The organism is Actinoplanes regularis, assembly GCF_900188005.1.
Classification (GTDB): domain Bacteria; phylum Actinomycetota; class Actinomycetes; order Mycobacteriales; family Micromonosporaceae; genus Actinoplanes; species Actinoplanes regularis.
Window position 1 is genome coordinate 782814 of sequence record NZ_FZNR01000002.1, and the last position, 11859, is coordinate 794672.

Consider the following 11859-nt stretch of genomic DNA (forward strand, 5'->3'; position numbering starts at 1 on the left):
GGGCGAATGCGTGGTAAGCGGGTGAAACCGAGGTCTGGTGGCGTCACGCCGAGAGGCTGCCCGACAAGCGGAGTTCGTCGGACAGCCTCGAAACACGTCAGCGGACGGGTGGGGTCCAGGCGAGCTGGACCAGACGGGCACCGTGCTTGCGGGTGATCATCCAGGCGCGGCCCGGGGGCAGCACCTGAGGTTTGATCGTGCCGAAGAGCGGGCCCTCCTCGCGCGGGCCGGACATCATGATGCCCGGCGACGCCAGTTCGCGGATGCGGCCGATGACCGGGTCGAACATGGCGCGGGCGGCACCGCCGATGCGGCGGGTGATCACCAGGTGCAGGCCGATGTCCCTTGCCTGGGGCAGGAACTCCAGCAGTGGCAGCAGCGGGTTCTGCGACGCGGCGGCGACCAGGTCGTAGTCGTCGACCAGGACGTAGAGCTGCGGGCCCTTCCACCAGCTGCGGTTGTTCAGCATCTCCGGGGTCACGTCCGGGCCGGGGAGCCGCTCCCGCATGGCGACCGCGATCTGGTTGATCAGGTCCGCGGTGACCTGGTGGGACGTGCCGTACCCGATGGTGTTCTCCTGCGGGATGCAGCCGAGCAGGCTGCGCCGCAGGTCGACGAGGAGGACCCGGGCCTCGGACGGGCTGTTCCCGGCCACGATCGATTTCGCCAGGCTGCGCAGGAACGAGCTCTTGCCGCTCTCGATGTCGCCGAAGAGCAGGGCGTGCGGCTCGGCGTCGAAGTCCAGCCAGACCGGTTGCAGGTCGGACTCGGCGATCCCGATCGGGACGACCGGGCCCCGCGCCGCGGGCAGCATGTCGAACGGCAGCTCCGGCGGCAGCAGGCGGACCCGGGGAGCGGGCGGCCCGCTCCAGTGCTCGGTGGTGTGCTTGACCAGCTCCGCGACCGCCTCGGCGAGGTCGTCGGCGCGCTGCTCGCGGTCGATGCGGGGCAGCGCGGCGAGGAAGTGGTGCCCCTCCGGGGTGAGGCCGTGGCCCGGCGACTGGTCGGGCACGTTCACCGCTTCCCGGCGGTTGATCAGCGAGTCGCTGGGCTCGCCGAGGCGCAGCTCGATCCGGGTGCCGAAGACGTCGCGGATCTGCGGCCGGACGTCCATCCACCGGTTCGTCGCGGCGATCACGTGGATGCCGAAGCCGAGTCCCCGGTTGGCGAGATCGTTGACGGTCGGCTCCAGGTCCTCGAAATCGGCCCGCAGTGTCGACCAGCCGTCGATGACCAGGAAGACGTCGCCGAACGGGTCCTCGGCGTACCGGCCCTGCTGCTTGGCCCGCCGGTAGGCCGCCATGCCCTCCACGCTCTGCTGGGCGAACAGGTCCTCCCGGCCCCGCATCAGGCCGTGGACCTCGGCGATCGTGCGCCGGACCCGGTCGGTGTCCCGGCGGGTCGCCACGCCGCCGACGTGCGGCAGGTCGGTGACGCCGCTGAGCGGGCCGCCACCGAAGTCGAGGCCGTAGAACTGCACCTCACGTGGGGTGTGGGTGAGCGCGAGGCTGGCGATCAGGGTGCGCAGCAGGTTCGACTTGCCGGACTGCGAGCCACCGATCACCAGCAGGTTGCCGGACGCCCCGGCGAGGTCCAGCCACATCGGATCACGGCGCTGGTCGAACGGCTTGTCGATGATCCCGACCAGGGCGTGCAGGGTGCCGAACCGCTCGGCCGCGTCGACCGTGAGGCCGCGGTCCGGCATCGAGATGACCGGCGGCAGCATCTGGCCGAGGGTGGGCGCCTTGTCCAGCGGGGGCAGCCACACCTCGTGTGCCGGGGTGCCCTGGCTCTCCATCTGCCGGGCCAGGACGTCCATCAGGGTGTCGCCCTGGACTTTCTCCTCGAGGTCCTGGGCGGCCGTCTCCGGTTCCGGGCGCTCCTCCCGCAGGGGCGCCACGTAGTAGGTGCTGAACTCGCGGACCGGGCTGCCGGCCCGGGTGCCGCCGGCGGCGACGACGCCCTCCCTGCGGACGGCACCGGAGACGTACGCCGCTTTCAGCCGGACCAGACCGTCGGTGCCGGCCCGCAGGTAGCCGTGGCCGGGGTGGTGCGGGAGCTCGTAGGCGTCCGGAACGCCGAGCACCGCCCGGCTCTCCATCGAGGAGAAGGTGCGCAGACCGATCCGGTACGACAGGTGCGACTCCAGGCCGCGCAGCCGCCCCTCCTCCAGCTTCTGCGAGGCGAGCAGCAGATGGATGCCGAGCGACCGGCCGACCCGTCCGATCTGGACGAACATGTCGATGAAGTCCGGCCGGTCGGCGAGCAGCTCGGAGAACTCGTCGACGATCAGGATCAGGCTGGGCAGCGGGGCCAGCGGCACGCCGGCCGCCCGGGCCCGCTCGTAGTCCCGCTGCGAGGCGTAGTTGCCGGCCTTGCGCAGCAGCTCCTGCCGCCGGGTGAGCTCGCCCTGGATGGCGCCGAGCATCCGGTCGACCAGCGGCTGCTCGTCCTGCAAGTTGGTGATCATGGCCGCGGTGTGCGGCAGCCGGTCCAGCGACGCGAAGGTCGCGCCGCCCTTGTAGTCGACCAGCACGAAGTTGAGGATCTCCGGGTTGTGGGTCAGCGCGAGCGCCACCACCAGCGTGCGCAGCAGCTCCGACTTGCCGGAACCGGTCGCGCCGATCAGCAGGCCGTGCGGGCCCATGCCGTCCTGCGCCGACTCCTTGAGGTCCAGCTCGACCGGCCGGCCGTCGACGCCGATGCCGATCGGCACCCGCAGCCGGTCCCGGTTGGGGCGGCTGGCCCAGAGGTCGGTCAGGGCGATCTGGTACGGATCGTCGACCTCCAGCAGCTCGGCCAGCCCCATGTCCTGGGAGATGGCCGGCTGGTCACCGTACGTCGCGGCGGAGAGCCGCAGCGGCGCCAGCTCCCGCGCCAGCACCTCGATCTCGGCGGGACCGAGCGTGTCGGCCTGGCCGACCTGGGTGGACCCGTCCATCGTGGTGCCGGTGATCGTCCCGTCCGCGGCGATCTCCAGGACCACCGAGCTGTCGTCGAGCAGTCGCGGCGGCGGGACCGAGAGGTCGAGGATGGTGACGCCGGCGACGCCACCCTCGGTCATCAGGTGGTCGGAGCCGGCCGTCGAGCCGCCGTCGATGATCACGACCACGTGCGGACCGCCGGGCGCCGGGCCGGACGGATCGAACCGCGGGCGGTTGACCAGCACGTCGTCGAGCATCGCCTCGAGCGCGGGCACGCTCGGCGCGACCAGCCGGACCGGGCCGACCGCGTCGGTCTTGTCCGGGTGCTGCGCGTGCGGCAGCCATTTCGCCCACTCCCACCGGCGCCGCTGGTGGTCCGGCACGCAGACGCCGATCCGCAGGTCGTCCGGGGCGTGGAAGGTGGCGATCTGGGCGGTCAGCGCCCGGCAGAAGCCCTGCACCGCCTCGTCGGAGCCGCGCAGGTAGATGTGCGAGAAGTCGCGCAGGGCGACGGAGACCGGCAGGTCCGGCACGACCGAGTAGGTGTTGACGAACTTGCGCAGCGCCATCGCGCAGAGCGGCTCCAGCTCGTCCACCGGCCGGGTCTGCGGCGGGATCAGCCGGGTCGCCACCTCCTGGACGCCGACCGCGATCCGGACCACCGTGAAGTCGGCGTCGTTGCGGCGCCGCTCCCAGAGCCGGCCGCTGTCGGCGAAGGTCCACAGTGTCGCCGGGTCGGGATTGCGATAGTAGAGCGCCTCGCGCTGCTGCCGGATCGTGTTGCGCAGCTGGGCGCGGAGCTGGGAGAGATGGCGCAGGTACTGCCGGCGGGACTCGATCATCTCGCGCTTGCCGGGGCCCGAGGTGTTGGTCGCCATCATCGCGATCATGCCGAGGATGGACACCCCATACATCGCGCCGGCGACATAGGTCAGTGGACCGCCGCGCTGCACGCCCATCATCAGGCCCATGGCCGCCGCGCCGGCGCCCATCGGCAGCACCATCAACATCCGGGTCCAGCCCTTGCCGGCGGGCGGCGGGACCTCCGGTGGCGGGTCGAGCAGCACCTCCCCGGAGGGCATCACCGGCGCGGGTCGCCGCGGGGGGCGCTTGACGATGGTGACGGTCACGCTTGGCTCCCCCGCGGCTGCTGAGTCTCCCTTGTGCCCATCCTAGCCAGCCATTCGCCGGGGCGAATCAATCCGTTTCGGCCTGCTAGCTTGTGTGGCACACAGGCACAGCAGGAGGTGACCGCGTGACCGCACCGGGTGGCCCGAGTCTGGCCCGGGTGACGATCGCCGCGCCGACCCGCCGGATGGACATCGCCCTGCCCGACAACATGCTGGTCGGCGAGCTGCTGCCGCATCTGCTGCGGCACGCCGAGGGCGCGCTCGGCGAGCCGGCCGAGCGGCACGGTGGCTGGGTGCTGCGGCGGGCCACCGGCAACGCCCTCGAGCCCGGTCGCAACCTGGCCGCCCAGGGCGTCCGGGACGGCGAGCTGCTGCACCTGAAACCGGCCCGGGAGGACTGGCCGGAGCTGGCGTACGACGACGTCGTCGAGGTGATCGCCAGCGGCGCCCGCCGCTCCGGGCGGTCCTGGGGCGCCGCCGCGACCCGCCGCTGCGGCCTGGCGATCTTCGCCGCGGCCCTGCTCATCGGCCTCTTCGGACTGGCCGTCGGCGGCCCGTCCCGGCAGCTCTCGGCGATCGTCGCGCTCGCCGTGGCGCTCGGCCTGACCGTGGTCGGCATCCTGCTGTCGCGTGCGTTCACCGACGCCGGTGCGGGCGCCGTGGTCGCCGCGAGCGGCCTGCCCTACGCGTTCCTCGGCGGCGCCTGGCTGCTCACCGACTCCGGGTCCCGCTTCCTCGGCATCGGCGCCCCGGCCCTGCTGCTCGGCTCGGCGGTGCTGCTGGTCTTCAGCATGCTGGGCCACGCCGGCGTGGCCGGGCTGCCCCGGCTCTTCGTGGCCGGCACCGCGATCGCCCTGACCGGCCTGCTGGCCGCGCTGCTGACGCTCGCCGGGGTGCCGGCCGACGGCGCCGCCGCGGTGGCCCTGACCGCCGCGATCGGGCTGCTCCCCGGCTACCCGGTGCTGGCCAGCTGGATCGGCCGGCTGCCGTTCCCGGAGCTGCCCAGCCGGGCCGAGGAGATCCTCAAGGACAAGCCGATGCCCCGCCGGGCGGACGTCTTCGCCGCCGTGGTCCGGGCCGACGAGGTGCTCTCCGGTCTCCTGCTCGCGGCCGCGTTCAGCAGCGTCGTCGCGATCCTCTACCTGGCCTGGTCCGATCCGGGCACGGCCGTGGTGCTGCTGATCGTGGCCGCGGTGACCGCCCTGCTGCTGCGCGCCCGGCTGCTGGCGACGCCGCGGCAGCGCGTCCCGCTCCTGGTGGCCGGGGTCGCCGGCCTGGCCGTGCTGGGCATCGGCGCGGTCGTCACCGGCGCGGTGCCGGGCCTGCTGGTGCTGGCCGGCGCGGTGCTGACGGGCGCGGTCGCGCTGATCGCCGCGGTGGTCTACAGCCAGCGGCAGCCCTCGCCCTATCTGGGACGGGCCGCCGACCTGCTGGACGTCATCGCGATCATGGCGCTGATCCCGCTGGCGTGCGCGGTGATGGGCGTCTTCGACGACATCCGCGGGCTGTTCTCCTCGATCGGCGGGTGAGCCGCCGTGACCTCTCGTCGTGACCAGTTGCAGTCGTACCAGTTCCTGAACCAGCGGGTGATCTCCGCGTTCGTGATGCGGGAGACCGACCCGGCGCAGTCCCCGCTGCGGCGCGGCATCGGCGCGCTCTTCGGCGGCCTGATGGTGGCGATCCTGATCGGCGCCGGGTTCGGCATCTACGGCATCCTCACCAAGGTCGGCACCGACCAGTGGAAGAGCGACGGCTCGGTGGTGGTCGAGCGGGAGTCCGGCGCGAGCTTCGTCTACCTGGGTGGCCGGCTCAATCCCGCGCTCAACTTCACCTCGGCCAAGCTGGCCGCCGGCCGGGCCAACCCGGTCGTCTACCGGGTCGCGGCCAAGGCACTGGCCGGGACGCCGCGCGGCGTCACCATCGGCATCCCGAACGCGCCGGCCTCCCTGCCCGCGGCCGGTCAGCGGGTCGGCCTGCCCTGGTCGATGTGCCTGGTCCCGGGGGCGAACCCGACCGGGACGCTGCTGGTCGGCTCGACCGGCCCGGCCGGCACCGACCTGGGCGACAAGGGTCTGCTGGTGAGCACCGGAGCCGACGACATCGAGCTGGTCTGGCACGGCCGCAAACACAAGTTCCGGAACGCCCAGACCACCCTGCCGGCACTGTACGGCGCGGTCGACCCGACCCTGGTCAGCACCGCCTGGCTGAACGCGCTGCCGGCCGGGACGGACATCGCCGCCGTCCAGGTGCAGAACCGGGGCGCCCGCTCCGCGCGGGTCGCCAACTTCGTCAACGGTCAGGTGCTCGCGGCCGATTTCGGCGTCGGCAACAAGCAGTTCTACCTGGTGCTGGACAATGGCCTGCTGCCGATCACCGCGTTGCAGAGGGCGCTGCTGAACGCCAGTTTCCCAGCCGAGCCGACGAACGTCCCGGTCACCGTCGTGAACAATCCGGCCGACGCCCCGCAGCTCAAGCCGGCCGGCAACGCCGACGCCCAGCCCCCGGCGACCCCGCCGACGCTGGCCACGGTTGCCGCCGGCACGACCGCCTGCGCGGTCACCCGCGTCGCCGCCAAGGCTCCGTCGATCACCATCGGTGGCGCGGCCGCCGGCCTCTCCTCGGCCGTTCCCACGGCGGGCAGCGTCGGAGGGCGCGCCCTCGCCGACGCGATCGGGGTTCCAGCGGGGATGTTCGCGCTGGTCAAGGTTCCGGGATCGGGCGGCTACCAGCTGGTGACCGACCTCGGCGTGCGGCACGCGGTCCCCGACGCGGACGCGCTGGGCCGCCTCGGATACGCCGCGACGTCGGCCACCGAGGTGCCCACGGCCCTGGTCAACACGATTCCGGCGGGAGTCACGCTCGACCCGGCCGCCGCCATCAAACCGGCCGGCGGCTAGCGGGTGGGTTCGGCGGGGTCGTCGAGGAGCATGACCGGGGGCCCGGGCTCGACCGGCTCGTCGTAGAGCGGGAGGGGCAGCGCCAGAGCGGGCCGCCAGTGCTGGCGACGGCTGCGCCGGATCGCGGCGGTGACCATCAGGACGGCGACGACCGCGACCGCGGCGAGGGTGGCGCCGGCGAAGGCGGCCAACCGGCGGCGTCTTTCCGTGTCGGCGCCGGCGGCCGGGGCGGCGGACAGGGCGGGCAGGGCCCGCCCACGCGCTCCGGAGACCTTGCCGGTGATCGCGCTGTAGGGGTTGACCACGCCCGCGCCGAAAGCGTCACCGGTGACGGTGGGGCTGGCCGATGCGGTCAGGAGGCGGGTCACGTCCGCCACCGGCATCCGGCCGACGCGGCTGCGGATCAGGGCCGCTGTCGCGCCGACGTAGCCCGCCGCGATCGCGGTCCCGTCCGCCTCGACCAGGCCGTCGGCCTGCAAGGTGGGTACGGCGACGCCGGGGGCGACCAGATCGACGTACGAACCGTGGCCGGATTTTTCGAAGATCTTGCCGTTCTGGTCGATCGCGCCGACGGCGATCACGTCCTGATAGGCGGCCGGGAACGGCGTCGGATTTCCGTCCTGGGCCGAACCGAGGTCACCGGTCGCGGCGATCACCGGCACGTCCGCCGCGATCGCCGCCGCGATCGCCGTGCGCAGCCGGTTGCTGTCGTCGTAGGCCGGGCTGGCCACGACGATCACGTCGGCGCCCTTGGCCACGGCGAGGTCGATGGCGCGGGCCAGCACGTCCGGCTGGGCGAACGTCTCCCCCGCGCCGGGATCGTCCGGGACGACCCGGACCGGCAGGATGCCGGCCGAGCCGGCCAGCCCGGTGACCGGGCTGTCGTTGGCCGGCTTCGCGGCGATCACGCCGGCCACCTGGGTGCCGGTGCCCCGGCAGTCGGTGTCCGCGGTGCCCTTGTTGTCGACCGCGTCATTGCCGGCCAGCACCTGGTCGGTGAACTGCGGATTGTCGGCCTGAACCCCGGTGGAGAGCACCGCGACCCGGACGCCACCGCCCCTGGCGAACTGGCTGACCGAGTCGGCCGCCAGCATCGTCCGCGGCCACGCGACTCCTCCGGAGACCTGACCGGCGGAGACGCAGTCGGCGGCACGGGCCGGCGTCAATCCGGCCGGTGCCATGATCCCGGCCAGCGCCACAGCCAGCACGGCGGCGGCGCGGCCAAGACCGGGCCGGCCCATGCGGGGATGGGCTTCGTCGCGAGTCCTGGCAACCGGCAGCACCCGCCGATGATATGCCGGTCGATCCCTGCGGGCGTTACCCTTTGGTGCACTGCCGTCCACCCGGGAGCCCGATGAAGAAGCGCGTCATCCTCTGCTGCCTTGTCACCGTCCTGATCGGCGTCGCCGGATGCGACGCGAGCACCGGCACCGCCGCCGAGCGTAAGGCGGCGTACGCGGAGCTGACCGGGATCCAGGAGAAGCTGGAGAAGGCGGGTGGCGGCGCCCGGGTCGACTTCACCGCCACACTGGACGGCATCGGCCCGTCCGGCGGGTGGGAGGGCGTCAGCCAGGTCCGATTCGCGGAGCCGAGCTGGGACACGACGTACGCGAAGATGATCTCCAAGGGTGACGACAGCCCGGTGGTGAGCGCGCGGCGCCTGCACCTGGGCAACGCCGACTACTACACCTCGCAGGCCCTGAAACCGGCCGACGGCCGTCCCTGGTACCAGGCGAGCGAGACCATCCTGCTGTGGGGCAACCAGCTCGCCAACCCGCAGCTCAACGTGGCCGACATCGTCACCTGGCTGCCGGCCTTCGCTCGCGCCGACGAGAGCATCGCCGCCGAGTCCAAGATCGGCGACCACGAGTACCGGATCTCCTGTGACAAGGGCAGCCGAGTCTGCCCGACGCAGCTGGGCTCCAGACTGGACGACTACTTCAACGTGATCTCGTCGATGACCCTGCACGCGGTGCTGAACGCCGACGGACTGCTCCAGAAGCTCGAGGTGGAGGCTTACCTGAGCTACCAGGAGCCGCCGGGCGGGACACCGACCGGGAACCCGGCGTTCCACCCGGCGGATTCCTACCGGGCCACGGCGACCTTCACGCTCAGCCAGTTCGGCACGGTCCCGCGGATCACCGCCCCGGCCGCCGGCGACATCTCCCGCTCCGACCGGGTGGACGTGAAGCGGAGTTAGGTCTCCGGCGGGCCGAACGTGAGCAGCCACGGCACCTGCTCGGCGCCGAACTCCAGCGGGTTGTCGCCGTCCGGATCGATCGCGAGGCTCCAGCCCTCCGGCCAGCAGGCCAGGACGAAAGAGAAACCCACCTCGACGTACGGCACCTGGTCCGGATGACTGGCGGCCAGGGACGCCGGACTGGTGAACACCTCGATCCGGTGCTCCGGGGCGTACCGCCACGGGAAGCCGGCGTCGACCAGCTCCTCGGCCTGGGCCGGGCGGGTCGTCGGGACCAGCACCACGGCGTCGAGCAGGCGCTCCATGAAGCCGTACACGTCACCGGCGTCGGCGGCGGCGCTCATCGCGGTCATCGGATCGTCGTCCGGGTAGTCGCCGGCCTCGTGAAGGGCCCGCAACCGCGCCTCCTCCAGATCCTCCTCGACCGAGGTCTCGACCAGCTCCGCCAGGGTCGGCACGACCCGGTCGCCGACCGCGGCGCCGGCCAGATCCTCCACCGGCAGGTAGGCGTCGATCGGCGTGCCCGGGTTGATCGCCAGCCGCCACTCCGGGTTCGGCCACTTGCGCCGCAGCTCCGCGTAGGTGGTGACGACGTAGCCGTCGATCGCGTGCCCGAACTGCCGCGCCAGGCTCTCCACCGAACTGAACACCGGCAGGAAGACGTGGTCGAAGGCGTGCACGGTGAGGAACCGCTGCCGCCCCGACCGATCACCGGTGAGCTGCGGCAGGAACAGATCGGCGACCGCGACCAGCTGGAAGTAGGTCTGCCGCTCGTCGGCCACCGCGGCCAGGGCCATCGCCCGCTCGACCTCGTTGGACGGCGCCCACTCGGCAGGCCCCTGCTCCGGCTGCCCGTTCACGAGAGCCTCCGGTGCGAGCCCGGCAGGAGAACGCCGAGACCGTCGGGGGTGGCGAGCCGGGCGGTCGCGCTCGCCGCCAATTCCTCAAGATCTGCCGGTACGGAACGCAGCGCCAGCCAGAACGACGCGAAGTCACCGGCCACCCGGTGCATCAGCCGCTCGCAGACCTCCACGGCGGTGAAGTGGTCCCGGTCGCGCGGATCGTCGTCGTCCAGGAACCCGATCGTGCCGGCGCCCGCGCCGCTGACCCGCAACGTGAGCAGGCCGCCCTGAACCGGGCCGATGCCCAGCCACTCCTCGGTCAGCCGATCGCCGAAGAACTCGTTCAGGTAGCCCAGGTCCTGCGTCCGGTCCGCACGGAAACCGAACAGCGGCTGGTCGAGAACGAAGCCGAATCCGGGATGGACCGCGGGTACGTCCGGCGCGCCACCGTTCGTACGCCCGAGAAAATCGCGATAGGCGGCCGGAAGGCGAACGCCGAAGCGGTCCTCCGCCGCCGCCAGTGCGGCGGCCGAGAGTCGCTCGGTGACCAGGATGCCCGGCGGCTCGTCGCCGGGCGCCCGGAGACCGTGACCGGCCAGCGAGCGCGCCCCGACGCTCACCCCGCCGAGGTGCCGGAAACTGCTGTGCAGCTCGGCCGGGACCAGCGCGAGGTGCCGGGTCTGCGCGACGTGCGCCCAGGTCCAGCCGACCGGGGTGCCGACCGCGCCGGCCCAGAGCGGGTCACCGCCGGCGCGGGCCGTCCGGTCCGCGGTACGCACGTCGACGACGCGCGCCTCCTCCACCGTGAGATCCGCGATCGCCGGGGGCAGCGCGACCATCGTCCGCGCATACGGCGTCCAGTCCGGGAAGCCGTACGGATCGACGGGCACCCCGTGCCGGTAGCGCACCCGCAGCATCGGGCTGGCCGGGTGCGCGGCGCGAAACGCGTACCTGCCGCCGGCGATCCGCTCGCTCCCGTCCCCCATCAGAGATCGACCCGACGGCCGGTCTTCGGGTCGAGGCCCATGATCTGCCGGGCCTTCGCGGTGTACTCCGTCTCGGCCTCCGCCGATGCCTCGACGTCGACGTGGTGCCGCTCGTAGTCCTCGTCGTCCGGATGTTCCTCGGCTCGGTACGGCGTGCTCCCGGCGTGCCTGCCCTGCCACTCGGAGTGCCAGCCGGCCAGCTCGCCCAGCCGCTCCTCGGTGGTCGGAGGCGGCGGCATGCCGGGCACGCTGAACTCGCGGACCCGCTCCGCACCCTCGGTCCGCGGGGCGGACTCCACCAGAAATCGGGCCCGGTCCAGCACGACCTTCTCCAGCTCCTCCGGGTGACAGAACGCCCGGTCCTCGATGTGCAGGAAGAGCTCGTCCTCCGGCGGGAGGCCGGTGGCCAGCACGGAATCGGCGATCGATTCCGGCCATACCCACATGCCGTCGGTCCGGTACGCCCCGTCCGGCCCGGAGACCACCAGCGGCGCCCCGGTCAGGAACGCCACCATCTCGGCGCGCGCCTCGGCGTCCAGGTAGCCGCTGCCGTATCCCGGCACGGCCAGGCGCAGCGGGAACTCGCCGGCCCGCTGACGGGCCAGGGCGCGGGACACCGCTTCGTACTCGCGGCGTACCGCCGACTCCAGGGCCACCGCAAACACGCTGACCAGCGGCTTCAACGGGCCGGGCAGCTCACCGCGCCCGGTGGCCGCCAGCATCGGCGAGGGCCGCCACACACCGTCCCGGCCCAGTAGCTCGTCGACCGGGCCGTCCGGGGACGGGACCCGGCGCAGCAGCCAGGACGGGGCGGTGACCGGGTCACCCTCCCGGAGCCGGGCGAAGTAGGCGACTTCGGACACGTCTGCTGTGGACAACT

At 72.7% G+C, this 11859-nt stretch carries 8 protein-coding genes; 3 read left to right on the forward strand and 5 right to left on the reverse strand.

The window, feature by feature from the left end:
- Positions 1-97 precede the first annotated feature (97 nt).
- Positions 98-4054, reverse strand: a complete 3957-nt coding sequence (gene eccCa, locus CHC09_RS08665; protein ID WP_089292438.1) for a type VII secretion protein EccCa — start codon at positions 4052-4054, stop codon at positions 98-100.
- Between the two features lie 125 nt (positions 4055-4179).
- Here eccCa and eccD point away from each other — a divergent pair, with 125 nt between their 5' ends.
- Both eccD and eccB read left to right on the forward strand, forming a co-directional pair.
- Positions 4180-5583 carry a type VII secretion integral membrane protein EccD gene (eccD, locus tag CHC09_RS08670; RefSeq protein WP_089292439.1) on the forward strand — a complete coding sequence of 468 codons (1404 nt, stop codon included), beginning with the start codon at positions 4180-4182 and terminating at the stop codon, positions 5581-5583.
- 6 nt (positions 5584-5589) lie between these two features.
- The gene (eccB, locus tag CHC09_RS08675) at positions 5590-6951 is read left to right on the forward strand and encodes a type VII secretion protein EccB (protein ID WP_089292440.1); all 1362 of its coding nucleotides are present in this window, start codon (positions 5590-5592) and stop codon (positions 6949-6951) included.
- On the opposite strand, the gene CHC09_RS08680 is transcribed toward eccB, so the two are convergent.
- Positions 6948-8234: a S8 family serine peptidase gene (locus CHC09_RS08680; protein WP_143232243.1), complete on the reverse strand. Its 1287-nt coding sequence runs from the start codon at positions 8232-8234 to the stop codon at positions 6948-6950. The two genes, eccB and CHC09_RS08680, sit on opposite strands and share 4 nt — an antisense overlap.
- A 71-nt stretch (positions 8235-8305) precedes the next feature.
- Between CHC09_RS08680 and CHC09_RS08685 the strand changes: the two genes are divergently transcribed.
- Complete coding sequence (locus tag CHC09_RS08685) at positions 8306-9151, forward strand: hypothetical protein (RefSeq protein WP_089292442.1); 846 nt, start codon at positions 8306-8308, stop codon at positions 9149-9151.
- On the opposite strand, the gene CHC09_RS08690 is transcribed toward CHC09_RS08685, so the two are convergent.
- The 3 genes from CHC09_RS08690 to CHC09_RS47445 are packed head-to-tail and all read right to left on the reverse strand — an operon-like array spanning position 9148 to position 11857.
- A complete protein-coding gene (locus CHC09_RS08690) occupies positions 9148-10011 on the reverse strand; it encodes an SseB family protein (RefSeq protein WP_089292443.1) in 864 nt (287 codons plus the stop codon). The genes CHC09_RS08685 and CHC09_RS08690 overlap by 4 nt on opposite strands.
- Complete coding sequence (locus CHC09_RS08695; RefSeq protein ID WP_089292444.1) at positions 10008-10979, reverse strand: SMI1/KNR4 family protein; 972 nt, start codon at positions 10977-10979, stop codon at positions 10008-10010. Before CHC09_RS08695 ends, CHC09_RS08690 begins: the two co-directional genes overlap by 4 nt.
- On the reverse strand, positions 10979-11857 hold the full coding sequence (locus tag CHC09_RS47445) for a hypothetical protein (protein WP_239138146.1): 879 nt from the start codon (positions 11855-11857) through the stop codon (positions 10979-10981). Before CHC09_RS47445 ends, CHC09_RS08695 begins: the two co-directional genes overlap by 1 nt.
- Positions 11858-11859 lie beyond the last annotated feature (2 nt).

Bases quoted from the DNA above. Each gene is read 5' to 3' on its own strand.
- CHC09_RS08685 (WP_089292442.1), top strand. From the start codon at position 8,306: ATGAAGAAGCGCGTCATCCTCTGCTGCCTTGTCACCGTCCTGATCGGC.
- CHC09_RS08695 (WP_089292444.1), bottom strand. From the start codon at position 10,979: ATGGGGGACGGGAGCGAGCGGATCGCCGGCGGCAGGTACGCGTTTCGC.